Annotated in this window: 23 protein-coding genes and 1 pseudogene; 11 read left to right on the top strand and 13 right to left on the bottom strand. The window is 71.0% G+C overall.

What is annotated here, in order from left to right; all coding sequences use genetic code 11:
- The first annotated feature begins 1 nt into the window (after position 1).
- Complete coding sequence (locus BN159_RS32310; protein ID WP_015661235.1) at positions 2 to 658, top strand: MBL fold metallo-hydrolase; 657 nt, start codon at positions 2 to 4, stop codon at positions 656 to 658.
- A 280-nt stretch (positions 659 to 938) separates the two neighbouring features.
- Here BN159_RS32310 and aroQ read toward each other — a convergent pair whose 3' ends face one another.
- On the bottom strand, positions 939 to 1,412 hold the full coding sequence (gene aroQ, locus BN159_RS32305; protein WP_015661234.1) for a type II 3-dehydroquinate dehydratase: 474 nt from the start codon (positions 1,410 to 1,412) through the stop codon (positions 939 to 941).
- Between the two features lie 102 nt (positions 1,413 to 1,514).
- On the opposite strand from aroQ, the gene BN159_RS32300 reads away from it, so the two are divergent.
- The gene (locus tag BN159_RS32300) at positions 1,515 to 2,561 is read left to right on the top strand and encodes a S66 family peptidase (protein ID WP_041822063.1); all 1,047 of its coding nucleotides are present in this window, start codon (positions 1,515 to 1,517) and stop codon (positions 2,559 to 2,561) included.
- 95 nt (positions 2,562 to 2,656) lie between these two features.
- The gene (locus BN159_RS32295; RefSeq protein ID WP_015661232.1) at positions 2,657 to 3,946 is read left to right on the top strand and encodes an MFS transporter; all 1,290 of its coding nucleotides are present in this window, start codon (positions 2,657 to 2,659) and stop codon (positions 3,944 to 3,946) included.
- Here the strand turns inward: BN159_RS32295 and BN159_RS32290 are convergent.
- The 7 genes and pseudogenes from BN159_RS32290 to BN159_RS32260 all read right to left on the bottom strand — a co-directional run bounded on the left by BN159_RS32290 (position 3,919) and on the right by BN159_RS32260 (position 12,550).
- Positions 3,919 to 5,021, bottom strand: a pseudogene (locus tag BN159_RS32290) (calcium:proton antiporter). The gene BN159_RS32295 and the pseudogene BN159_RS32290 sit on opposite strands and share 28 nt — an antisense overlap.
- Before the next feature lie 67 nt (positions 5,022 to 5,088).
- Entirely contained in the window at positions 5,089 to 5,391 is a 303-nt protein-coding gene (locus tag BN159_RS32285) for a hypothetical protein (RefSeq protein WP_015661230.1), read from the bottom strand.
- Positions 5,392 to 5,520: 129 nt separating this feature from the next.
- On the bottom strand, positions 5,521 to 6,522 hold the full coding sequence (locus BN159_RS32280; RefSeq protein WP_015661229.1) for a TerC/Alx family metal homeostasis membrane protein: 1,002 nt from the start codon (positions 6,520 to 6,522) through the stop codon (positions 5,521 to 5,523).
- Positions 6,523 to 6,709: 187 nt separating this feature from the next.
- Positions 6,710 to 8,722 carry a TerD family protein gene (locus tag BN159_RS32275; RefSeq protein ID WP_015661228.1) on the bottom strand — a complete coding sequence of 671 codons (2,013 nt, stop codon included), beginning with the start codon at positions 8,720 to 8,722 and terminating at the stop codon, positions 6,710 to 6,712.
- A 62-nt stretch (positions 8,723 to 8,784) separates the two neighbouring features.
- Complete coding sequence (locus BN159_RS32270) at positions 8,785 to 9,363, bottom strand: TerD family protein (protein ID WP_041820131.1); 579 nt, start codon at positions 9,361 to 9,363, stop codon at positions 8,785 to 8,787.
- Positions 9,364 to 9,514: 151 nt separating this feature from the next.
- On the bottom strand, positions 9,515 to 11,641 hold the full coding sequence (uvrB, locus tag BN159_RS32265) for an excinuclease ABC subunit UvrB (protein WP_015661226.1): 2,127 nt from the start codon (positions 11,639 to 11,641) through the stop codon (positions 9,515 to 9,517).
- Between the two features lie 39 nt (positions 11,642 to 11,680).
- Positions 11,681 to 12,550 carry an MHYT domain-containing protein gene (locus tag BN159_RS32260; RefSeq protein WP_015661225.1) on the bottom strand — a complete coding sequence of 290 codons (870 nt, stop codon included), beginning with the start codon at positions 12,548 to 12,550 and terminating at the stop codon, positions 11,681 to 11,683.
- A 279-nt stretch (positions 12,551 to 12,829) separates the two neighbouring features.
- Between BN159_RS32260 and BN159_RS32255 the strand changes: the two genes are divergently transcribed.
- Positions 12,830 to 13,705 (top strand): glycerophosphodiester phosphodiesterase, encoded by an 876-nt coding sequence (locus BN159_RS32255; RefSeq protein ID WP_015661224.1) that lies wholly within the window; start codon positions 12,830 to 12,832, stop codon positions 13,703 to 13,705.
- A 72-nt stretch (positions 13,706 to 13,777) separates the two neighbouring features.
- Complete coding sequence (locus tag BN159_RS32250; protein WP_015661223.1) at positions 13,778 to 14,332, top strand: methylated-DNA--[protein]-cysteine S-methyltransferase; 555 nt, start codon at positions 13,778 to 13,780, stop codon at positions 14,330 to 14,332.
- Positions 14,333 to 14,346: 14 nt separating this feature from the next.
- Here the strand turns inward: BN159_RS32250 and BN159_RS32245 are convergent, their stop codons facing one another.
- Positions 14,347 to 14,775 (bottom strand): VOC family protein, encoded by a 429-nt coding sequence (locus tag BN159_RS32245; protein WP_015661222.1) that lies wholly within the window; start codon positions 14,773 to 14,775, stop codon positions 14,347 to 14,349.
- Between the two features lie 99 nt (positions 14,776 to 14,874).
- Here BN159_RS32245 and BN159_RS32240 point away from each other — a divergent pair, with 99 nt between their 5' ends.
- Complete coding sequence (locus BN159_RS32240) at positions 14,875 to 15,783, top strand: pseudouridine-5'-phosphate glycosidase (RefSeq protein ID WP_015661221.1); 909 nt, start codon at positions 14,875 to 14,877, stop codon at positions 15,781 to 15,783.
- Positions 15,780 to 16,694 (top strand): carbohydrate kinase family protein, encoded by a 915-nt coding sequence (locus BN159_RS32235; protein WP_015661220.1) that lies wholly within the window; start codon positions 15,780 to 15,782, stop codon positions 16,692 to 16,694. The genes BN159_RS32240 and BN159_RS32235 overlap by 4 nt, the downstream gene beginning before the upstream one ends.
- 37 nt (positions 16,695 to 16,731) lie before the next feature.
- Here BN159_RS32235 and BN159_RS32230 read toward each other — a convergent pair whose 3' ends face one another.
- Complete coding sequence (locus tag BN159_RS32230) at positions 16,732 to 17,526, bottom strand: methyltransferase (RefSeq protein WP_015661219.1); 795 nt, start codon at positions 17,524 to 17,526, stop codon at positions 16,732 to 16,734.
- A gap of 210 nt (positions 17,527 to 17,736) precedes the next feature.
- Here BN159_RS32230 and corA point away from each other — a divergent pair, with 210 nt between their 5' ends.
- A complete protein-coding gene (corA, locus tag BN159_RS32225) occupies positions 17,737 to 18,864 on the top strand; it encodes a magnesium/cobalt transporter CorA (protein WP_015661218.1) in 1,128 nt (375 codons plus the stop codon).
- Positions 18,865 to 18,913: 49 nt separating this feature from the next.
- Here the strand turns inward: corA and BN159_RS32220 are convergent, their stop codons facing one another.
- Together BN159_RS32220 and BN159_RS32215 are read right to left on the bottom strand one after the other, a co-directional pair.
- Positions 18,914 to 19,342, bottom strand: coding sequence for a CBS domain-containing protein (locus BN159_RS32220; protein WP_015661217.1), 429 nt, complete (start codon positions 19,340 to 19,342; stop codon positions 18,914 to 18,916).
- Between the two features lie 136 nt (positions 19,343 to 19,478).
- Positions 19,479 to 20,120: a nucleoside/nucleotide kinase family protein gene (locus BN159_RS32215; RefSeq protein WP_015661216.1), complete on the bottom strand. Its 642-nt coding sequence runs from the start codon at positions 20,118 to 20,120 to the stop codon at positions 19,479 to 19,481.
- A 61-nt stretch (positions 20,121 to 20,181) separates the two neighbouring features.
- Here BN159_RS32215 and BN159_RS32210 point away from each other — a divergent pair, with 61 nt between their 5' ends.
- The 3 genes from BN159_RS32210 (at position 20,182) to BN159_RS32200 (ending at position 23,116) form a co-directional block, all read left to right on the top strand.
- Entirely contained in the window at positions 20,182 to 20,877 is a 696-nt protein-coding gene (locus BN159_RS32210; RefSeq protein WP_041820128.1) for a DUF2293 domain-containing protein, read from the top strand.
- A 155-nt stretch (positions 20,878 to 21,032) separates the two neighbouring features.
- On the top strand, positions 21,033 to 21,512 hold the full coding sequence (locus tag BN159_RS32205; RefSeq protein WP_015661214.1) for an anthrone oxygenase family protein: 480 nt from the start codon (positions 21,033 to 21,035) through the stop codon (positions 21,510 to 21,512).
- A gap of 116 nt (positions 21,513 to 21,628) precedes the next feature.
- Entirely contained in the window at positions 21,629 to 23,116 is a 1,488-nt protein-coding gene (locus tag BN159_RS32200) for a glutamate synthase subunit beta (protein ID WP_015661213.1), read from the top strand.
- 19 nt (positions 23,117 to 23,135) lie between these two features.
- On the opposite strand, the gene BN159_RS32195 is transcribed toward BN159_RS32200, so the two are convergent.
- The gene (locus BN159_RS32195; RefSeq protein ID WP_015661212.1) at positions 23,136 to 23,618 is read right to left on the bottom strand and encodes a carboxymuconolactone decarboxylase family protein; all 483 of its coding nucleotides are present in this window, start codon (positions 23,616 to 23,618) and stop codon (positions 23,136 to 23,138) included.
- Positions 23,619 to 23,624: the final 6 nt, after the last annotated feature.

The following is a 23,624-nucleotide window of genomic DNA, read 5'->3' as shown; positions in this document are numbered from 1 at the left end:
CATGACGTACAGCGGAGAGGTGACGGTCGGCGGCCCGGCGGACGTGCACGAGCTCAAGGACCTGATGATCACCAAGATCGCGGTCGGCCCGATGGACAACAACTCCTATCTGCTGCGCTGCCGGGCCACGGACGAGCAACTGCTGATCGACGCGGCGAACGACGCGCAGGCGCTGCTCGGCATGATCGGTGACGACGGCATCAAGTCCGTCGTCACCACCCACCAGCACGGCGACCACTGGCAGGCACTGGCGCAGGTCGTCGAGTCCACCGGCGCGCGCACCTACGCGGGGCGCGCGGACGCCGAGGGCATCCCGGTGCCGACCGACGTCCTGGTCGACGACGGGGACGTCATCCGCGTGGGGCGCGTGGAACTCACCGCACGCCACCTGGTCGGGCACACACCGGGCTCGATCGCCCTGGTCTACGACGACCCGCACGGGCACCCCCATGTCTTCACGGGGGACTGTCTGTTTCCGGGCGGTGTGGGCAACACCCGTAAGGATCCGGAGGCGTTCGCCAGCCTGATCCACGACGTCGAGACGAAGATCTTCGACGTCCTCCCGGACGAGACCTGGGTCTATCCGGGGCACGGCAACGACACGTCGCTGGGCGCGGAGCGTCCGCACCTGCCGGAGTGGCACGCGCGGGGGTGGTGAGCGGCGAGGTGTGCACGGGGCGCGCGTTCACTTCCGCGCGCCGGTGTGCACCGCGGCTCGCGCGCCCCGTGTGAACCCTTCACACGCACCCGCGCGTTGCGCGCGCTCCCGCGCCTGTGCCGTTGCGTAGTCAACTGGAAGCAGTCCGCAGCAGGATGACGGCTCCTGCGCGGTACGGGCCGCCGGTCTCATTCCCCGCCCTTGACCGGCGGCCCAGGAGCGCGCCCGCCGGTAAGGGGCGCCCGCCCATGGGCAACGGGTATTACACCTGGCAGCGGTATCACGCCTTGGCCTGCGCCGCCCCCACCAGCGCCACGACGCGCTCGACGCCGAACACGTAGCCCTGCACCCCGCAGCCGGCGATGACCCCGTCGGCGCGCAGCGAGACGTAGGAGTGGTGCCGGAAGGACTCGCGCTGGTGGATGTTGGAGATGTGGACCTCCAACACCGGCAGTCCGTCACAGGTGTTGAGCGCGTCCAGGATCGCGACGGACGTGTGCGAGTAGGCGCCCGGGTTGATCACGATCCCGCAGTGGTTCAGCCGCGCCTCATGGATCCAGTCGACCAGCTCGCCCTCGTGGTTGGACTGACGGAAGTCCACCGTCCCGCCGTGCGCGGCCGCCGCCTTGACGCACATCGCCTCGACGTCGGCGAGGGTGTCGGAGCCGTAGATCTCGGGCTGACGCTGGCCGAGCAGGTTCAGGTTGGGGCCGTTGAGGATCATGATCGGGGCGTTGGCCAGGGTGCGGGGCACGGTTCCTCCGGTCCGTTCGACGGTGCGGCCCGTCGAGGACCGCTGCTCAGACCCGGTTTATCACGGTGCGAGGGCGCGGTGACGGCCCGTACCCTGCCCGGCATGACGACGATCTCGTATCCCCCCAAGCCCTCCCCCGGCGACCGCATAGCCGTCATCTCGGCCGGCGCGGGCCTGCCCGGACTCCTCCCGCGCCCCTTCGAACTGGGCCTGGAGCGGCTGCGCAAGGAATACGACCTCGTACCGGTCGAGTACCCGGCGACCCGCAAGATGGGCTCCACACCCCAGGAGCGGGCCGCCGACATCCACGCCGCCTTCGCCGACCCGGACATCAAGGCGGTGATCGCGTCCATCGGCGGCGACGACCAGATCACCGTACTGCCGTTCCTTGACCGGGAGTTGATCCGCGCCAATCCGAAGCCGTTCTTCGGGATGAGCGACAACACCAACCTGCTCGCGTTCCTGCGCAACACCGGGATCGTCGGCTACCACGGCGCGACGGTGATGTGCGAGCTGGGCCGCCCCGGCGCCATGCACCCGCAGACCGCCGACTCGCTGCGCGCGGCGCTGTTCACCTCCGGGGCCTACGAACTGAAGCCCGCCGAGCGCTGGAACGACATCAACCGCGACTGGGCGGACCCCGCCACCTTCGAGGCGGAGCCCGAGACGCGTCCGGCCGCCGGCTGGACCTGGGTGAACGCCGACCGGGTGGTGGAGGGCCGCAGTTGGGGCGGCTGTCTGGAGATCCTCGGCTGGCTGCTGATGGCCGACCGTGAGATCCCGCGCGACCTGGCGGAGTTCGACGGCGGCGTGCTGCTGCTGGAGACGTCGGAGGAGATGCCGAGCGCCAACGAGGTCTTCTGGACCCTGCGCAACATGGGCGAGCGGGCGCTGCTCCAGCGCTTCTCCGCGCTGCTGATGGGCCGGGCGAAGACCTGGTCCTTCGAGCGGCCCAACGGCCCGGAGGAGGCCGCTCGTTATGCCGCCGATCAGCGCGAAGCCGTGCTGCGGGCCATGCGCATGTATGCACCCACCACGCCGATCGTCTTCGATGTGGACTTCGGCCACACCGACCCGCAACTCGTGATCCCCTACGGCGGCCTCGTCCGGGTCGACGGACCGGACCGGCGCATCACCGTCACGTACTGAGCCTCGGCGGCCGCGTCCACGCGCCCCCGTAACCCTCGGTCACCGTGGGTAGTTGACGCTGCATGCACGACGTACGCACCGTAAGGGCGCCCTCCATGCTCCGGCTCGCGGCCGCCTCGCTCGCCGGGACGGCCATCGAGTTCTACGACTTCTTCGTCTACGGGACCGCGGCCGCGCTGGTCCTGGGGCCGCTGTTCTTCCCCACGTTCTCGCCGGTGGCGGGGACCCTGGCCGCGTTCGGGACGTTCGGGGTGGGGTTCGTGGCACGGCCGCTCGGCTCCGTGCTGTTCGGGCACATCGGGGACCGGCACGGGAGGCGGCCGGTCCTCGTCGCCTCGCTGCTGCTGACCGGCGCCTCCACGGTCGCGGTCGGCTGTGTGCCGACGTACGACACGATCGGGGTGGCCGCTCCCGTGCTGCTGCTCGTCCTGCGCTTTCTCCAGGGGCTCGGGCTCGGCGGGGAGTGGGGCGGGGCCGTGCTGCTGACGGCGGAGCACGCGCCCGCCGAGCGGCGCGGGCTGTGGTCGAGCTTTCCGCAGGTGGGCCCGGCGGTCGGGTTTCTGCTGGCGAACGGGGTGACGCTGCTGCTGGCGGCCTCCCTGACCGAGGCCCAGTTCGCGCAGTGGGGATGGCGGGTGCCGTTCTGGGCGGCGGGGGTGCTCGCCGTGGCGGGGCTGTGGCTGCGGTCGTCGCTCACCGAGAGCCCGCAGTTCCTGGAGATCGACGAGCACGCGCGCGTGCCCCTCGCCGAGGTGGTGCGCGACCACTGGAGGCTCGTCCTGCTCACCGCCGGCGCGCTGGCCATCGGGTACGCGATCTTCTACGCCGTCACGACCTGGTCCCTCGCCTATGGGACGGAACGGCTCGGGGTGAGCCGTACGGTCATGCTGGTCTGCATCATGGGCGCGGTCCTGGTGAAGGGGGCGCTGACCCCGTTGGTGGCGCTGCTCGGGGACCGGTACGGGCGTCGGCCGTTGTGCCTGGCCGGGTGCGCGGCGGCCGCGGTGTGGATGTTCCCGATGGTCGCGCTGCTCGCCACCGGCGCGCCGCTGCTGATGTTCCTCGGCTTCCTGGGGGCGATGCTGGCGTTCATCACGATGTTCGCCGTCATCGCCGCGTATCTGCCCGAGTTGTACGAACCGCGGGTGCGCTGCACCGGTGCCGCGGTCGGCTACAACCTCGGCGGGGTCCTGGGCGGCGCGCTGACGCCGCTCGCCGCGACCGCGCTCGCCGAGCAGGGCGGGCGGGTGCCGTGGGGAGTGGGGGCGTATCTGACCGGGATCGCGCTGCTCAGCCTCGGCTGCTTCGCGCTGCTGCCGGAGACCCGCCCCGGCGCCGGTGGTGGCGCCGACGTTGGTCATGGATTGATCGCCAGCTCCAGATAGGCGGAGAAGATCACCAGGTGCACCCCGCCCTGGAGGGGTGTGGCGCGGCCGGGCACACCACCGTCAGGGAGCTGACCACGACGGTCAGGGCGAGCAGCAGCATATGGGTGGCGCCGAGGCCGAGGACGAGTGGCCCGGAGAGCCAGATCGTCGCCAGGGCGACCGCGGGGATGGTCAGGCCGATGCTGGCCATCGCCGAGCCGAGCGCGAGGTTCAGGCTGGTCTGCACGCGGTCGCGGCGGGCGGAGCGCAGCGCGGCGATCGTCTCGGGGAGCAGCACCAGCATCGCGATGATCACTCCGACGACGGCGTGGCCGAGACCGGCCGACTCCACCCCGGACTCGATGGTGGGCGAGACCGCCTTGGCGAGCCCTACGACGCCGATCAGGGCCAGGCCCAGCAGGCTCAGGCTGATCAGCGCGGTACGGGCGGAGGGCGCGTCGGCGTGAGCGTCCGCGGTGATCACCTCGCCCTGCCGGGTGATGGGCAGGAAGTAGTCGCGGTGCCGCACGGTCTGGGTCGCGACGAACAGGCCGTAGAGGATGAGTGAGGAGAGCGCGGCGAAGGTCAGTTGGACGCTGGAGAACTCCGGGCCCGGCTTGCTGGTGGTGAACGTCGGCAGGACCAGGCTGAGCGTGGCGAGGGTGGCGACGGTCGCCAGGGCGGCGCCGGTGCCTTCGGGGTTGAAGATCGCGGTGCCGTGGCGGAGGGACGCGACCAGTAGACACAGGCCGACGATGCCGTTGCAGGTGATCATCACGGCCGCGAAGACGGTGTCCCGCGCGAGGGTGGCGCTCTTGTCGCCGCCGTCCGCCATCAGGGTGACGATCAGGGCGACTTCGATGACCGTGACCGCGATCGCGAGGACCAGGGAGCCGAAGGGCTCGCCGACCCGGTGGGCGACGACCTCCGCGTGGTGGACGGCGGCCAGGACGGCTCCGGCGAGTACCAGCGTCACCACGGCCACGACCGCGCCGGGCAGATCCCGGCTCCAGGTGAGGGCCAACAGGACGACCGAGAGCACCGGCACGAAGGCCGTCCACCGGGTGGTGAGCGACCTCAGCCGAGTGATCATGCAGCGATCGTCGCAAAGGCGGACGGGCCCCGCACGTCGGCCATGGGGCCCGTCGCCTGCCGCTGGGTTACTTCAGGTCGCTGGAGTCCAGCAGATCGCAGTTGACGAAGCGGGGCTCACGGGTGCACAACGCACCCAGTTGCTCGGCCATCTTGGTCGTCTCGGGGTCCTCGCTGTTGCGCATGGCCTCCTCGTACGAGTCGAACTCGATCAGGGAGAGGTAACGCCCCGGCGTGTCACGGTCCTTGAGGAGGATGCGGTGGGTGGGGCCGCCCTCCCGGCCCGCGTTGCGCTGCCGCGCCTCTTCCAGCAGCGGTTCCATTTCGTCGAGCCGCTCGGTCTCGAAGTCGATGATCTGCACGAACTTCACGGATTACCTCCGCCGGCCACTGCGCCCCCTGGCCGGGGAACGCGCTCAGAACAAAGCAATCACCGGGAGCGTCACGCGGCAATCGGCACGCGTCACTCCCGGTGATGGTTGTTTCTACGCCCGAAGCCGTCAGGCCCCGATGCTGTCCTTCGGAGCGCCTTCGCTCTCCTTCTGCGCCGCCTCGGCCGCCACCTGCTTCTTGGAGGCACGGAGGCTGGTGATCGTGGTGACGATCAGGACCGAGCAGATGACGCCGAGCGAGACCGGAATGCTGATCTCCGGGACATGCACCCCGGACTCGTGCAGGGCGTGCAGGACCAGCTTCACGCCGATGAAGCCGAGGATGACCGACAGGCCGTAGCTCAGGTGGACCAGCTTCCTCAGCAGGCCGCCGATGAGGAAGTACAGCTGCCTGAGGCCCATCAGGGCGAAGGCGTTGGCGGTGAAGACGATGTACGGGTCCTGCGTCAGGCCGAAGATCGCGGGGATGGAGTCGAGGGCGAACAGGACGTCCGTCGTACCGATCGCGAGCATCACGACGAGCATCGGGGTCATGACCCGCTTGCCGTTCTGCTCGATCCACAGCTTGGTGCCGTGGTAACGGTCGGCGACACCGAAGCGGCGCTCGGCGGCCTTGAGGAGCTTGTTCTCCTCGAACTCCTCTTCCTCGTCGTCGGCGCGGGCCTCCTGGATGAGCTTCCAGGCGGTCCAGATCAGGAAGGCGCCGAAGAGGTAGAACACCCAGGCGAAGCTGGCGAGGATCGCGGCACCGGCGGCGATGAAGATCGCGCGCAGGACCAGGGCTATGAGCACGCCGACGAGCAGCACGCGCTGCTGGTACTGCGAGGGCACCGCGAACTTCGCCATGATCAGGACGAAGACGAAGAGGTTGTCGACGCTCAGCGACTTCTCGGTGATGAAGCCGGCGAAGAACTCACCGGCCGGCTGCCCGCCGCCGAAGAGCAGCAGGCCGAGGCCGAAGAGTCCGGCGAGGGCGATCCAGACGACGGTCCAGATCCCGGCTTCCTTGATGGACACGTCGTGCGGCTTGCGGCCGATGAAGAAGTCGACCGCGATCAGGGCGGCGAGGCCCACGATCGTCAGGACCCACAGGGTCACGGAAACATCCACTGCGCCTCCGGCAGTTCAGAACGGCAAAGGTCAGCGTTGTCGTCGCTGCCGGAGGTCAGGAGCACTCCCCCTCCGTACAAAGGAGAGTAACCCAATCGCCAAGGAAAGGTAAAGAGTGAGGTAAAAGAAAGACCAAAAGCCAAGCTCAGGGTGGCTTTACCGATGCTTTGTAAAGGTCAGATCAGGGTCACCGGTTCCAGGAGCGGCGGGCCGCGGCGACCTGGGTCAGCACCTGCTGGAGCACCTGACTGCCGGGCGGCACGAGCGGGGGCTCGTACGTCCAGGCATGGCCCACCCAGGGGTCGGCGAGGTGGTCCTCGGGCACCGGGGTCAGTCGCAGCAGCGAACGCCACAACGGGTCCAGCAGCGGGCCGTAGGCGGAGGCCTCCTCGCGGTCCGCGACCATCATCAGATGGACGCCGACGGACGGGCCCTCGTCCGCGAGATAGCGCAGCTGGTTCACGGCCCGGTCGTCGAAGCCGTGCGGGAAGTCATTGACGATCAGCAGCTGCTCGGAGGTGTCGAAGCCCTGCGGGAGCGACTCGGGCGCGCCACCGCGCACCGCCATCTGCACCAGGTCGACGCGCTGGGTGAGACGGCCGAGGAGCTCCGTCACCCCCGCCGCGCCGACGGCGGGCGGAGCGGCGAGCACACCGGTCTGCACCAGCGGCGCGAGCGGCTGGGCGCCGGAACCGGCCGGGTCGATGACATGGACCGTGAAGTCGCCCGCCGGATAGACGGCGAGCAGCCGGGCCGCATGCGCCACGGCCGTCTCCAGGGCGAGCCGGCGCAGATCGTGCGAGTCGTGGAACGCGCCGTCCAGCGATCCGGACGCTCCGCTGTCGATCCACAGACCGCGCTCCAGCGGCAGCCGGACCAGCATCGGGATCCGCAGCGGATCGCTCTCGGGCAGGTGCAGATCGCCCAGGCGCACCGCCATGGGCGTCTCCATCGGCACACGGTAGGCATGCCAGACCGGGTTGTCCCAGCGGGCGTAGGGCGGGGGCAGCGCGGGCTCGACGACATCGACCTCGGCGGTGAGCTGGGCGAGGTCCCGGTCGAGGGTGGCCCTGGCCTGGTCCACGAGCTGGGCGTGCTTGGCCTGGGCCGCCTCGCGGGCGGCGTCGCCCTGACCGCCGATCCGGCTGCGCGGATCGGACAGGACCTGGTCCAGCTCCTTCTCCATGCGCGAGTCGGCGAAGTCGACGGCGCTGCGGTACGCGGCGGTCGTCCGCGCCAGGTCCTCGAACATGCCCCAGACCTGGTTGTAGAGCCGCTCGTCCATGGACCAGCCGGTGGCGTCGCCCGCGACGGGCTGACCGGGCTGACCCGGCTGGGCCGGGGGCGCGGGCGGGGCGGGCGGCGGCGGGGTCGTGTTCTGCCGCCGCGGGTGGCTGTAGTTGACGCCGCCGCTGGTGGCGGACGGATCGCCGGACGCGGCCGGGTAGCCGGACGCGGGCGTGTTCTGCGGCGGCTCACCGTACGGCGGTGTCGCGGGCGACGGCGGTACGGCGCCGGGGGCGCCCTGGGTGCCGTACGGCGAGGTGGGGGTGGGGCCGCCCTGGTCGGGGCCCACGGCGGGCGCCGTCTGCGGCCTGTGCCGGTCGGAGTCCGCCGTACGCGACGGGGGCGCCGGGACCGAGCGGGCCATGCCCTGGGCCACCGCGTCGTTGATGCTGTTCGCCAGCGTGCCGGCCTCGGGCAGGTTCTGGTCGGCGAGCAGCTCGGCGAGGCCGCCCGCGTAGCCCTGGCCTATGGCGCGCACCTTCCAGGCGCCCTGGCGGCGGTAGAGCTCCAGGGCAACGACGGCCGACTCGGCGTCCAGGCCGGTGATGGTGTAGCTGGCCACCTCGGTGCCGTCGAGGCCGGTGACCGCGATGAAGGGGGCGGCGACCGCGCCGAAGCGGACCGGGCCCCCCACGCCGGTGGGCAGGGCGAGCAGCACACTGACCCGGTGCACAACTTCGGGCACGGCGTCCAGGTCCACCGCGAGGCGATGGTCGGCGGCCGCCTGCCGGGAGACCTCCAGGCCCGGCTGGGTGGGCGCGCCCGGATGGGCCACCCACTCCGTGCCGTGGACCTTGCCGTTCTCGTCGCCGAGCGTGGCGCCCGCCACGATCGGCGCGCCGGCCGAGACCCGGATCTCAAGACGGGCCTGGGAGAGCGGGTGATTCTGTCCCCGCACCAGCTCGGCCGTCATCGCCTTCGTCCCCCTGTGTCGCTGTGTCTCGTGTCGTGAAGTGTGCTGCTCGCCGGTGGGACCTACAGGTGCGGCAGGATCGCCGGCATCAGGTCCTGGAAGGTACGGCCGTTGGCGGGCGTGCCGATGGCCGTCATCGTCCAGCTCGGGCCGGTGCGGTGCACCTTGGCCATGATCTGGGCGGTGTAGGCGCCGCCGCCCGCGAGCGTGTAGCGGGCGAGCTCCTGGCCGTTGGTCTCGTCGACCAGACGGCAGAAGGCGTTCTGCACCTCCTGGAAGGTCTGGCCCGTGAAGGAGTTCACAGTGAAGACGATCTGGTCGATGTGGACCGGGACGCGGGCCAGGTCGACGAGGATCGCCTCGTCGTCGCCGCCCTGGCCGACGCCGCCGACCAGGTTGTCACCGGTGTGCCGGACCGAGCCGTCGTCGCTCACCAGGTGACGGAAGAAGACCACGTCGACCGGCTGCTTGTCGGCGAACAGAACGGCGGAGGCGTCCAGGTCGACCTCGCGGGTGCGCGAGCCGAACAGGCCACGCCGGGGGGCTGCCTGCCAGCCGAGACCCATGCGCACCGCGGTCAGGCTGCCGCCGTCGTTCTTCTGAAGACTGATGGCCTGACCCTTGGTCATGTTGACGGTCACGTGCTGAATCCCCTCTCGAACTGTCCCCTGTTTCCGCGGAGTCCGCGGATGACGAGAACCCTACGCAGGGGCACTGACAGTGCCTAACCCAGGTCCGCACTTTGTGTCGGTCTTGCAACACTGCGGCCCCCGCGCGGTCTCTCCTGCCCCGTCAGGCCAGGCCCGCCTCCTTCATCTGGCGCAGTTCCTTCTTCATCTCGGAGACCTCGTCGCGCAGCCGGGCCGCGATCTCGAACTGGAGGTCGGCCGCGGCGGCGCGCATCCGCGCGGTCATCTCCTCGATCTGCTCGGTGAGCTCGGCGGCCGGCCGGTCGGTGGGCACGGCCTCCTTGGCCTTGCCCTTGCTCTTGGCCGACTTCGCGCCCAGGGCGGGCACGGGAGCCTTGGCGCCCTTGCCGTCCTTGCTCTTGCGGTAGCCGGAGCCGAGCAGTTGCTCGGTGTCGACGTCCTCGCGGGCGATCTGCGCGACGATGTCGTTGATCTTCTTGCGCAGCGGCTGCGGGTCGATGCCGTTGGCCCTGTTGTACGCGACCTGCTTCTCCCGGCGGCGGTTGGTCTCGTCGATGGCCTTCTCCATCGCCGGGGTGATCTTGTCGGCGTACATGTGGACCTGGCCGGAGACGTTACGCGCGGCGCGGCCGATGGTCTGGATCAGGGAGGTGCCCGAGCGCAGGAAGCCCTCCTTGTCCGCGTCGAGGATGGCCACCAGGGAGACCTCGGGCAGGTCGAGGCCCTCGCGCAGGAGGTTGATGCCGACCAGGACGTCGTACTCACCGGCGCGCAGTTCGCGCAGCAGTTCCACCCGGCGCAGGGTGTCGACGTCGCTGTGCAGGTAGCGCACCTGGATGCCCAGTTCCAGGAAGTAGTCGGTGAGATCCTCGGCCATCTTCTTGGTGAGGGTGGTGACCAGGACCCGCTCGTCCTTCTCGGTGCGCGTCCGGATCTCGTGCACCAGGTCGTCGATCTGGCCCTCGGTGGGCTTGACCACGACCTCCGGGTCGACCAGGCCGGTGGGGCGGATGATCTGCTCGACCGCGCCGTCGGAGCGCGAGAGCTCGTACTGGCCCGGGGTGGCCGAGAGGTAGACGGTCTGGCCGATGCGCTCCTGGAACTCCTCCCACTTCAGCGGGCGGTTGTCGAGCGCGGAGGGCAGCCGGAAGCCGTGGTCCACGAGGGTGCGCTTGCGGGAGGCGTCGCCCTCGTACATGGCGCCGATCTGCGGCACGGTCACATGCGACTCGTCGATGACGAGCAGGAAGTCGTCCGGGAAGTAGTCGAGCAGGGTGTTGGGCGGGGAGCCGGGCAGGCGGCCGTCGAAGTGCATCGAGTAGTTCTCCACGCCGGAGCAGCTGCCGATCTGGCGGAGCATCTCGATGTCGTAGGTGGTGCGCATGCGCAGCCGCTGGGCCTCCAGGAGCTTGCCCTGCTTCTCCAGCTCGGCCAGGCGCTCCCCCAGTTCCTTCTCGATGTCGTTGACCGCGCGCTCCAGGCGCTCGGGGCCCGCGACGTAGTGGGAGGCCGGGAAGACGTACAGCTGCTCGTCGTCGCTGATGATCTCGCCGGTGAGGGGGTGCAGTGTGGACAGCGCCTCGATCTCGTCGCCGAACATCTCGATGCGGACGGCCAGCTCCTCGTAGACCGGGAAGATCTCGATGGTGTCGCCGCGCACCCGGAAGGTGCCCCGGGTGAAGGCCGCGTCGTTGCGCGTGTACTGGATGTCCACGAAGCGGCGCAGCAGCTGGTCGCGGTCGATCTCCTCGCCGACCTTGAGGGGGACCATGCGGTCCACGTACTCCTGCGGGGTGCCGAGGCCGTAGATGCAGGACACCGAGGCGACCACGACGACGTCGCGGCGGGTGAGCAGCGAGTTGGTGGCGGAGTGGCGCAGCCGCTCGACCTCCTCGTTGATGGAGGAGTCCTTCTCGATGTAGGTGTCCGACTGCGGGACGTAGGCCTCGGGCTGGTAGTAGTCGTAGTACGAGACGAAGTACTCGACGGCGTTGTTCGGCAACAGCTCCCGGAACTCGTTCGCCAGCTGCGCGGCCAGGGTCTTGTTCGGTGCCATGACCAGGGTGGGGCGCTGGAGCTGCTCGATCATCCACGCGGTGGTGGCGGACTTGCCGGTGCCGGTCGCGCCGAGCAGGACGACGTCCTTCTCACCTGCCTGGATGCGCCGGGCGAGGTCGGCGATGGCCTGCGGCTGGTCGCCGCTGGGCTGGTAGGGGCTGACGACCTCGAAGGGCGCCACCGTGCGTTCGATGCTGGAAACGGGCCGCATGGATCCACCGTACGGCCACCCACTGACAACGCGGCCGGGTCACCTGTTCTGCGGGGTGCGGGAGCGGCGTTCGCCGACGGTGCGGCGGGTGCGGAGCCGGGGGTGGCGGGCGGTGTGGGCGGGGGAGCTGTGGGCCGGGACGCCGGGCTTGTCGTCGTCGACGACGGCCGGGTCGGGCTTGCCCATCACCATGAGCGGGTCGAACATCACGACGACTCCGGCCAGCAGCAGGAAGGCGAGCGGGCCGATCATCATGGGCGCGAGCACGGCCGCGGGCGAGTCGCCGGTAGCCGTGCTCTGGGCGTTGTGGAGATGGACGCTGAGGGCGGCCATTCCGGTGTAGTGCATTCCGCTCACGGCCAGGCCCATGACGAGGCTCGCGCCCACGCTCCACACGAAGCCCCGGACCTGTCCGGCGGCCCACAGGGCGGCGGTGGCCGCGGCCATCGCTATGGCGACGGACGCGGCGACGGTGAGCGTGTTGTACTCCAGCTTGCCGTCGAGCTGAAGGCCGGCCATGCCCAGGTAGTGCATGGAGGCTATGCCGAGCCCGGTGATGGTGCCGCCGGTGAACAGGGCCGTGCCGCGGGCGCCCTTGTAGCCGACTATGAAGATCCCGACGCCGACCATGACGACGGCGACGGCGAGGCTCGCGAACGTCATCGGCTTGTCGTAGTGGATCGGGGTCCCCTCGACGGTGAACCCCATCATCGCGACGAAGTGCATGGTCCATATGCCGGAACCGATGACCGCCGAGCCGAGGGCCAGCCAGCCGGGGCGCCAGGAGCGGGTGACGAGCATGGCTCTGGTGGTGCAGCGCAGGCCGAGGGCGCCACCGAGGCAGGCCATGAGGTAGGCCACCAGCGGTGTGACGAGGCCGTAGCTGAATCCGTCGACCGTGCCCTGCATGCGCGGCTGTCCTTCCGCCCTCTTACATCCTGGAATGTGCTGATGTGCACCCCCTCCCAGGACCGCCCGAGCGGTCAGGGTCGAGTGCAGAGAGTATGACCCCCACCGGAATGGTCGAACGATTTTCCGGCAAAGAAACACGGCCCTGCCCCAGTTGTGCGGCAGTGGTGAACGGACTTGGGCAACCCCATTCAATCGATGGCCATGGCGCAACCCCTTGCTGTTGACGCTCTGCTGTCACAGTGGTGCTGACCGTGATGTTCGACAGAAGGAGTACGCATGCACGCGCGCGCAGTTGCCGCCACGACCTCCGCGCTCCTGGGGACCGCCGCTTTCCTGCTGCCGACTTCCACAGCCCGGGCGGGCAGCACCGGCGAGCCGCCGGTGATCCTCGCCCACCGGGGCGCCTCGGCCTACGCGCCCGAGAACACCCTCGCCGCCGTCGACAAGGCGGCCGAACAGGGCATCCAGTGGGTCGAGAACGACGTCCAGCGCACCAAGGACGGTGAGCTGGTCGTCCTCCACGACGACAACCTGATGCGCACCACCGATGTGGAGCAGGTCTTCCCGGGCCGGGCGCCCTGGAAGGTGAAGGACTTCACCGCCGCGGAGATCGCACGCCTGGACGCCGGCAGCTGGTTCGGCCCCGAGTACGCGGGCGCGCGCGTGCCGACGCTGGAGCGGTACCTGCACCGCGTCGAGCGGAACCACCAGAAGCTGCTCCTGGAGATCAAGAACCCCGTCCTGTACCCGGGCATCGAGCGGCAGACCCTGAAGGTGCTCGGCAACGAGGGCTGGCTCGACCGGGAACATGTGGCCGGGCGGCTGATCGTGCAGAGCTTCGGCGCGGACACCCTGCGCACCGTCCGCGACCTCAAGCCGGCCGTCAGGACCGGGTTCCTCGGCACGCCGAACGTGGCGGAGCTGCCCGCGTACGCCGAGTTCGCCGACCAGATCAACCCCGCCCACGGCTCGATCTCCACGGGCTATGTCGCCGCCGTGCACGCCTTCACCGGGCCGCACGGCGCTTCGCTGGAGGTCTTCACCTGGACCGTCGACACCGCGGCCGACGCCCGGCGGGTCGCCGGGTACGGCGTCGACGGGATCATCACCAACAAGCCCGACGTGGTGCGCGACGCCGTGCAAGGAGGGTGACCCGGGCCCGGGGAGCCGGTGCGGTGCCGGTTCCCCGGGGCGTTGTCAGTGCCCGGCCGTACGGTGGGACGCATGGACAGCCATGGGCAGTACGAGCAGCAGGTCGTGTGGGCCGTCGTCGACACCGACATCGGTCCGCTGCTGTTGGCCGCGACCCGCGAGGGCGTGGTCAATGTCGTCTTCCACGCCACCGACGCGGTGCGCGACCGGGCCCTGGACCGGCTCGGCTCCCGGCTGGGCGGCGAACCGGTCGAGGCGCCCGACTCCCCCTTGCTCGCCGAGGCGATACGCCAGGTGAAGGCGTACTTCGCGGGCGAGCGACACGACTTCGAGCTGCCCCTGGACTGGTCGCTGATCTCGGGCTTCAACCGGCAGGTGCTGCGCGAGCTGGCCACCGGAGTGCCGTTCGGCTCGGTCGTCGGCTACGGCGATCTGGCCGGGCGGGTCGGCCAGCCGGGCGCCGCGCAGGCGGTGGGCATGGCGATGGGCGCCAATCCGCTGCCCGTGGTCGTGCCCTGCCACCGGGTCGTGGAGAGCGACGGCGGCATCGGGGGCTTCGGGGGCGGCCTGGAGACCAAGCGAAAGCTGCTGGCGCTGGAGGGCGTGCTGCCCGAGCCGCTGTTCTGAACCTTCGCCGGGCTCTAGTCGTAGTGCCGGGCCTCGAAGACGTTCCCGTCCGGGTCGCGGAAGTAGAAGCTGCGCCTGGCCGGGCCGCGGGCGCCGAAGGAGTCGTGGGAGATCTCCGAGACCGGCACCGCGCTGCCCTCCAGGCGGCCGAGCAGTGCGTCGAAGGCGTCCGCCGGGAGGGCGACACAGACGTGGTTGACCGGGTGTCCCGCGCTCTCCACGGCGCCCGGGAGCATCTTCATCCGTGCCGCCATGGTCTGCGGCATCAGGTCGATGATGGTCTCCTCGTTGAGCCGCACCGAGGGGAACGGCACCTGTCCCGCGGCGAATTCGGCGAGCCGTACCGGCTCCGTGCCCAGCGTCTTCTCGTAGAACTCGGTCGACGCGATCGGGTCGCTCACCCAGAGGACGACATGGTCGATTCGTGCGGTGTGGTCGGTCATGCGTCCCAGGCTGGTGTCGTCCCCCACCGGCCGCAAGTGTTTGACCGGCCGCCGGGCTCGCCAGGGATGAGGGAGAACCGAACGACAGGAGGCGGGCGCGTGGTGCTGGTGGTGTCGGAAGAGGTACGGGACGCGATCGACGCGCGTCGACCCGTGGTGGCCCTGGAGTCCACGATCATCGCGCACGGGCTGCCCCGCCCGCGCAACCTCCAGGTGGCCCTTGAGCTGGAGAACGTCGTACGCGCCGCGGGTGCCGTGCCCGCGACGATCGCCGTGCTGGACGGGCGCCCCCATGTGGGCCTGGACAAGGAGCAGTTGGAACGGGTCGCCAACGAGGACGGGATCCGCAAGCTCGGTCACCGCGATCTGCCGCTCGCGGTGGCGGCCGGAGCGAGCGGGGCGACCACCGTGTCGGCGACGGCCCTGCTGGCAGGGCTGGCGGGCGTGCGGGTGTTCGCGACGGGCGGGCTCGGCGGGGTGCACCGGGAGTGGACGGTGACCCAGGACGAGTCGGCCGACCTGGGGTTGCTGGCGCGCACCCGGATCACGGTGGTCTGCGCGGGCGTGAAGTCGATCCTGGACGTGCCGGCCACGCTCCAGCGGCTGGAGACGCTAGGGGTCGCGGTCGCCGGGTACGGCACCGACCGCTTCCCCGGCTTCTACCTGTCGGACTCGGGACATCCGGTGGACTGGACACTGCGCTCCCCGGAGGAGGTCGCGGAGGTGATGCGGGCTCAGGACGCTCTGGACGGCCCGGAGTCGGCGCTGATCGTCGCCAACCCCGTACCGGAGGCGGAGCAGCTGGATCCCGGGCTGCACGCGCGTGTGCTCGCCGAGGCGCTGCACGCGTGCGAGGAGGAGGGCGTCACCGGCCAGGCCGTCACGCCGTTCCTGCTCGACTACCTGGTTCGGCACACCGACGGAGCCTCGCTCGACGCCAATCTGGCGGCGGTGCGCGGCAACGTACGGCTGGCGGCGCGGATCGCGGCGGCCTGGGCCCGGGCGTGACGACCGCGCCGGACGGTGCCCTGCTGGTCGTCGGCGATGTCGTCACGGACGTGATCGCCCGGCACCGGGGCCCGCTCGCCCCGGGCACGGACACGGCCGCCGCGATCCGGACCGTGCCGGGCGGCGCGGGCGCCAATGTGGCCTGCTGGGCGGCGTACTCCGCGGCCGCGGAGGTACGGCTGCTCGGGCGGGTGGGCGCGGACGCGGCGGCCTGGCACGAGCGGGAACTCGCGGTCTGCGGCGTACGGCCGCATCTCGTCGTCGACCCCCGGGCGCCGACCGGGACGGTGATCTGCCTGGTCGACGCAGAGGCGGCGGCCGAGCGGACGTTCCTGACGGACAGCGGCGCCTCGCTACGGCTGGACGCCGACGACTGGTCGGAGGCGTTGCTGGACGGTGTGGCCCGGCTGCATCTGTCGGGCTATCTGCTGTTCTCCGAGCCGAGCCGGGCGCTGGTGGCGGCGGCCCTCGAGTCGGCCCGCGCGCGTGGGGTGCCGGTGAGCCTGGATCCGGCGTCGGCCGGGTTCCTGGTGGACCTGGGGGTGGACCGGTTCCTCGCCCTCGTCGACGGCGTCGAGGTCCTGCTGCCCAGCCGGGACGAGGCCTGCCTGCTGACGGGGCTGCCCGACGCGGCGGACGCGGCAGCCAAGCTGAGCCGCCAGATCCCGCTGGTCGTCGTCAAGCAGGGCGCGGCCGGTGCGCTGGTGGCGGAGGGCGGCACGGTACGCGCCCGTATTCCGGCGGCACCGGCGACCCCGACCGACACGACCGGAGCGGGCGACGCCTTCACCGGTGCCTTCCTCGCCGCGCTGCTCAGGGGCACGGACCCCGAGGATGCGGCACGGGAGGGGTGCCGGGCGGGCGCGTCGGCGGTGCAGCGGGTGGGCGGGAGACCGCCGGGGGCGGACTGACGGAGGCCGTGGGCGAGCTGCGGGCTCCCCGTCCGCCTCAGCCCTTTCGCCCCCACGCCGAGATCATCGGGGCCGTGGCCAGGTCCATGCGGCCTGAGGCGACATTGGCCAGGTGGCGGTCGACGTCCTGGTCGGTGGCGAGGTCCGCGGCGACGAGCTGGTCGCGGACCTGGCGGATCGTCGCCGACTCCAGGGCCGCGCAGGCGGGCGAGGCGACCGGGAAGTACGCGTCGGCCTCGACCCGCTGAAGCCCGGCCTGCCGCAGCAGCCGCGGGAGCCTGCGCCCGTAGGAGAGATCGGCGCCCCGGTCGGCGAGGAGCTTGCGGAAGCCTTGGCGCAGCCGGTTCGCCAACTGCTGTTCGGGGCCGTGTTCGTCGGGGCAGGCAAGGGGCTGGAGGCCGGGGTCGGCGTCCTCCACGATGAGCCGTCCGCCGGGCCGCAGCGCGTCGATCATCGACCGCAACGCCCGTTCCCGGTCCGGGACATGAACGAGGACGAGCCGGGCATGTACCAGATCGAAGCCCTCCCCCGGCGGTTCCTCGGTTCCCACGTCGTGGACGCGCACCTCGACCGGCGGCCGGGCGGCCGCCGCGACCCGTGAGGTGTCGATGTCGGTTGCCACCACCCGTCCGGTCGGCCCGACCTTCTTGGCGAGCCAGGACACCACGGAGGTGCCGCCCGCGCCGACCTCCCAGCAGCGCCAACCGGCGCCTACGCCCAGGGCTTCGAAGTGCCGGAAGGTCGTGGGATCGAAGAGGGCGGCGAAGGCGTCGAAACGCTCGCCGGCTTCACTCTGCCGGTTGTCCAGGAGATACCCGTCGGTTCGCGTCATGCCGCGATCATCCCAGTTATCCGTCTTGTCCGGAGTGGTCGACGCGCACCGGGAAGGCGCTCACGACCCCGGTGAGGCGAGTTGTCCACAGCCGGGAACCAAGCGGAATGACCTGCTCCCACAGGCTTACCCGGCTCTCACGCCGACCTGGCACACTGGCGCAACCAGCGCGGAAGAACGGCGCGAGGAGATCCACGCGAGGAGATCCAGATGTCCATGGCAGGAAATCTGCGGAAGGTCACGAGCCTCGGCACGGTCGGCGGCCTGCGCAAGGTGGCCCGACTGGCCCGGCGGCGCCCCCGCGTCGACCTGAGCCACCCGGCCCGCTCCCCGCTGGGTTCCTCCGTGGTGAACTGTGTGAGCTACCGCGAGGGGGCACGCGTCCCCGCGAGCGGCGACCTGGTCGACATAGTGGAGCGGGTGCGCAAGCGCGGCGACGGTTTCGTCTGGCTCGGCCTGCACGAGCCGACGGACCAGGAGTTCGCGGGCATCGCCGAGCTGTTCGAGCTGCATCCACTGGCCGTCGAGGACGCTGTCGAGGCCCATCAGCGTCCCAAGCTGGAGCGCTACGACGAGACGCTGTTCGCGGTGTTCAAGACGGTCTGCTACGTCGAGCACGAAGAGCTGACGGCGACCAGCGAGGTCGTGGACACCGGCGAGATCATGGTCTTCGCCGGCGAGGACTTCGTGATCACCGTGCGGCACGGCCGGCATGGCTCACTGGGTCCGCTGCGCGAGGAGCTGGAGTCACAGCCCGAGCAGCTCGCCAAGGGCCCGGCGGCGGTGCTGCACGCCATCGCGGACCACGTGGTGGACGACTATCTGAGCGTCACCGACTCGGTGCAGGCCGATATCGACCAGGTGGAGACGGATGTGTTCGCGGAGGCGGGCGCGCGGGTCGACCCAGGCCGGATCTACCAGCTCAAGCGGGAACTCCTCGAACTGAAGCGGGCGGTGGCCCCGCTGGCCCGACCGCTGGATGAGCTGGCCACCCGGCCGCTGCGGGTGATCGACCCGGAGATACAGGCGTACTTCCGCGATGTCTCCGACCACCTCCTGCGGGTCAGGGAGCAGATCGCCTCCTTCGACGAACTGCTCAACTCGATCCTCCAGGCACACCTCGCGCAGGTCACCGTCGCGCAGAACGAGGACATGCGGAAGATCACGGCCTGGGCCGCGCTGGTCGCGGTGCCGACGATGGTCTGCGGGGTCTACGGCATGAACTTCGACCACATGCCGGAGCTGCACTGGAAGTTCGGGTATCCGCTGGTCATAGGCGTGATAGCCGTGGCCTGTCTGAGCCTTTACCGCGGCTTCAGGCGCAACGGCTGGCTGTGAGGGGGCGTCCCCGCCGCGGCGGGGACGCACTCCGCACGATGCGTTCCGCTCAGCGCCCCGCGGTCCTGGCGTAGACGCTCTCGGCCCACGACGCGATCTGGTCCTCCGTCAGGTGCTGGGCCAGGTCGGCCTCGCTGATCATGCCGACCAGCCGCTTGTTCTCGATGACGGGCAGTCGGCGGATCTGGTGATCCTGCATCACCTGGAGCACCTCGCCGACGTCGGCGTCCGAGGCCACCCAGCGCGGTGTGCCCTGGGCCATCTCGCCTGCGGTCACCTTGGCCGGGTCGTGTCCCATGGCCACGCAGCCGACGACGATGTCGCGGTCGGTGAGGATGCCGCAGAGCCGGTCGTTCGAGTCACCGATGGGCAGGGCGCCGACGCCGAGGTCACGCATCAGCTGGGCGGCACGGTCCAGGGTCTCGTGCGCCGGGATCCACTGGGCGCCGCGGTGCATGATGTCTCCGGCAGTGGTCATGGAGTACCTCCCGATGCCGGACGGCCGGCGCGGCGCAGGACGCACCGCTAGTCCCGGCGCCCTACATTCTCGCCGCGCCGAACGGCGAGCGCACCTCAGAGGAGGGCGGTATCTCGGGACCTGCCGGACCGCGCGGTCAGCCGTTCCAGGCGGGGTGGCGGGGGTCGTCGGCGCGGACCAGGACATCGGCGGCAGTGGCCGGGTCGGTCTCGTCCTCGTAGCGCTCGAAGGCGGGGAGGGTCCAGTGGTCGGCCTCGGGGGTGCGGCGGCGCAGGGCGCCCGCGGAGAGGCGGACGTGGACGGTCAGGTCGAAGGGGAACCAGTGCCGAAGGAGGAGGGGGCCGTGCAGCAACAGGGCGCCGCCGGGCGGGAGCGGGACGTAGGGGCTGCGGGTGGCCCGGTCGGTGACCGGGTCCCACAGGTCGGGCAGGACGCGGCCGTCGCCGCCGGGTTCGAGGGGACCGAAGACCTCGCGCCACAGGGCGCCGGTGTCCAACCAGCCGTCGTAGTACGCCTCGACGTCCCGGCGGCCGTGTTCCAGTCGGAGCGAGGCGGGGCGCAGGAAGCCCTCGGCGCCGACGGCGAGCGAGGGGCGGCCGCGGGTGCGCAGGGCCTCGCCGACGCGTTCCGCGAGGTCTCCCGGGCGGGCGGCCGGGGCGCCGTCGAAGGCGATGCGCGGCCAGGGACTGCCGTCGGCGGGCTTGAGGTCGAGCAGCCGCTCGGCGAGGAGGTCGCCGAGCCGGTCCCAGGTGATCGCTTCGAGTCGCACACGGCCCATGATGCGTCAGCGCCCGGCGCCGGGGGTGGTGCCCGTGCACCTCGGGGGGAATGAACCGGGTATGGCACACCTGGCAACTCCCCCGCACCGCACCGGACTTCTCGTCGTCCAGCCGCTGCGGCGACGGCACTGTGCCGAGTGCCGGGGCGGGCCGGTGTCGCTGCTGGTGCTGGAGGACGGGGCGCCGCGGTGCCTGGACTGCGCGGACCTCGGGCATCTGGTGTTCCTGCCGCGCGGCGACACCGCGCTGACCCGCCGGTCCCGGGAGGAGAGCACGCTGTCGGCGGTGGTGGTGCGGTTCAACCGGCGCAAGGGGCGCTACGAGCGGCAGGGCGTCCTCGTCGAGGAGGCGGGGCTGGCCCGCGCCGAGGCGCGCTGCCTCGCGGACGCCGAGGCCAGACGGCGCCGACGGCAGCGGGACGCGCGGCGCAGAGCCGCCGAGGACGCGCGGTTCACGCAGGCGTTCGCGGCGGAGATACGGCGACTGTTCCCGGGCTGCCCGGCGGACCGGGCCGCCGCGACCGCCGCGCACGCCTCGGTGCGGGGCAGCGGGCGGGTCGGCCGGAGCGCGGCGGGGCGCGCGCTGTCCGAGGCCGCCGTGACCTCGGCGGTCGCCGCGTCCGTACGGCATCTGGACACGCCGTACGACCACCTGCTGATGAGCGGGGTGCCCAGGAACGAGGCCCGGCGGCGGATCGCGGCGGGGGTGGAGGCGGTGCTGAGAGGCTGGCGCGAGCCCGAGGCGGAGGCGGGCTGAGAGCGCCGGCTCACGACCGCACCCCCTCCGAGCTGGACTCTCGCTTATGGCCCCGCGCCGATCGGCCATGGGATACGGCCGCTCAGGGGAATTCACTTGTGGTGTCAGGTGGTGCCGGGAAGGATCCCCGGCGGCGATGGGGAGTTGAGGTTGTGATGATCGATGGGCCGTACTTCGTACTGACCGTGCTGGGTGTGCTGGGGACCGGTCTGGTGGCCGGCGTGTTCTGCGCGTTCTCGACCTTCGTGATGAAGGGGCTCGCCGCACTGCCGCCCGCGCAGGGCGTCGCGGCGATGCAGGCGATCAACGTGGCCGCCGTGACCCCCGCGTTCATGATCGTGTTCATCGGTTCCGCCGTGCTGTGCGCGGTGCTCGCGGTGGTGACGTTCGTGCTGTGGCCGGACGAGGGGACCGTGGAGCTGTTGCTGGGCAGCGCGCTGTATCTGTTCGGTTCGTTCGGCGTGACCATGGTCGCCAACGTGCCCCGCAACGACGCGCTGATGAAGGTGGAGGCGGGTACGTCCGAGGCCACCGCGTACTGGACCACGTATGTGCGCGAGTGGACGGCCTGGAACCACGTGCGCATGGTCGCCTCGTCCGCCGCCGCCGTCTCCTACGTGCTGGCGCTTACCTGAGCGAAAAACCGAGGAAAAGCGCAAGGGGCGAATGAGACGTATCGTGGCCGGAAGAGTGCCGCCGGACGACGCGTTCGACGACGCGCGGCCCCACCCCGCACGCAAGGGAGACGGCCATGGCCGATCCCAAGGGATTCATGACCACTCCTCGCCAGGACTGGCCCCGTCGCCCGGTCGAGGAGCGGGTCAGGGACTGGGACGAGGTCTATGTCCCCGGGGCGCTGCTGCCCATCGTGAGCAAACAGGCCGACCGGTGCATGGACTGCGGCGTACCGTTCTGCCACGACGCCTGTCCGCTCGGCAATCTGATCCCCGAGTGGAACGACCTGGTGTCCCGGGAGGACTGGCGGACAGCCGCCGACCGGCTGCACGCCACCAACAACTTCCCCGAGTTCACCGGGCGGTTGTGCCCGGCGCCGTGCGAGGCGGGATGTGTGCTCGCCATCAATCAGCCCGCGGTCACCATCAAGAACGTCGAGTGCGCCATCGCCGACCGCGCCTGGGAGCTGGGGTTCGCCCCGCCCCGTCCGCCGGACCGGCTGTCGGGACGGACCGTCGCGGTGATCGGGTCGGGGCCCACGGGGCTCGCGGCGGCCCAGCAGCTGACCCGGGCCGGGCACACGGTCGCCGTGTTCGAGAAGGACGACCGGATCGGCGGGCTGCTGCGGTACGGCATCCCCGAGTTCAAGATGGAGAAGGGGCAACTGGAGCGGCGCGTGGGGCAGATGCGGGCCGAGGGGACCAAGTTCCGTACGTCCGCGGCGGTCGGGCGGGACATCGGGGCCGCGGAACTGCGGGCGCGCTACGACGCGCTCGTGATCGCCACGGGGGCGACCGCGTGGCGTGAGCTGGACGTGCCGGGGCGGGAGCTGACCGGGATCCATCAGGCGATGGAGTATCTGCCGCTGGCCAACCGGGTGTGCGAGGGGGACATCGAGACCTCGCCGCTGTCCGCCGCCGGGAAGCACGTCGTCATCGTGGGCGGCGGTGACACCGGCGCCGACTGTCTGGGCACGGCCGTCCGGGAGGGCGCCGCTTCGGTGACCCAGCTCGACATCTACGCCCAGCCCGGCGCCGAGCGCGACGAGGACACCGAGCCCTGGCCGACGTACCCGAAGGTCTACCGGCTCTCGGCGGCCCATGAGGAGGCGGGGGAGCTGGGGACGGCGCCCGCCGCGGACGCCGACGCGCGGCTGTTCGCGGCGTCCACGCTGCGCTTCACGGGGGACCAGGACGGGCGGGTACGGTGGCTGCACCTGGTCGAGGTCGACTCGAAACGGCGGCCCAGGCCCGGCACGGGTCGGGCGATTCCGGCCGAACTCGTGCTGCTCGCGCTCGGGTTCTCCGGGCCGGACCGGGAGGACGGGCTGATCGGGCAGTTGGGGGTCGAGCTGGAGCCCCGGGGGACGATCGCCCGGGACGCCGAGTTCGCCACGAACGTCCCCGGAGTCTTCGCGGCCGGGGACGCCGCCCGGGGGCAGTCGCTCGTCGTGTGGGCGATCGCCGAGGGCCGGGCGGTGGCGGCCGCCGTCGACCGCCGGCTGACGGGAAGCTCACGCCTGCCGGCGCCGATCTCGCCGTACGACCGCCCCATGACGGCCTGAGCGCACGGCCCGGGCGGGTTCAGCCCTGCCGCTCGTCCGTCCCCGCCACCTTGCCCACCGCCAGGGCCATGCGGTTCCAGGTGTTGATCGTGAGGATCAGGGCCAGCACGTGAGCCAGCTCGGTCTCGTCGAACCGGTCCGCCGCCTCGGCGTAGACGGCGTCCGGGACGCCAGCGTCGGAGACCAGGGTGACCGCCTCGGTCAGGGCCAGGGCCGCCTGCTCCTTCTCGGTGAAGAAGTGGCGGGCCTCGCGCCAGACCGCGACCAGGTGCAGCCGGTCCTCGGTCTCACCGGCCTTGCGGGCGTCGTTGGTGTGCATGTGCAGGCAGTACGCGCAGTTGTTGAGCAGCGAGGCACGGATCTGGATGAGCTCGACCAGCGTCGGGTCCAGGCCCTCTCGGGCGGCGGCGTCGAAGGCGACGACGGCGCGGTTGATCTTCGGGGCGGTCTTGGCGAAGTTCATCCGGGGGGCCTTGGCGTCGAGCAGCGTGTTCATCGTCATGACTCA

Source organism: Streptomyces davaonensis JCM 4913, from assembly GCF_000349325.1.
GTDB lineage: Bacteria > Actinomycetota > Actinomycetes > Streptomycetales > Streptomycetaceae > Streptomyces > Streptomyces davaonensis.
The sequence above is the reverse complement of the archived record's forward strand: the minus strand, read 5'-3'. Positions and strand labels throughout refer to the sequence as shown.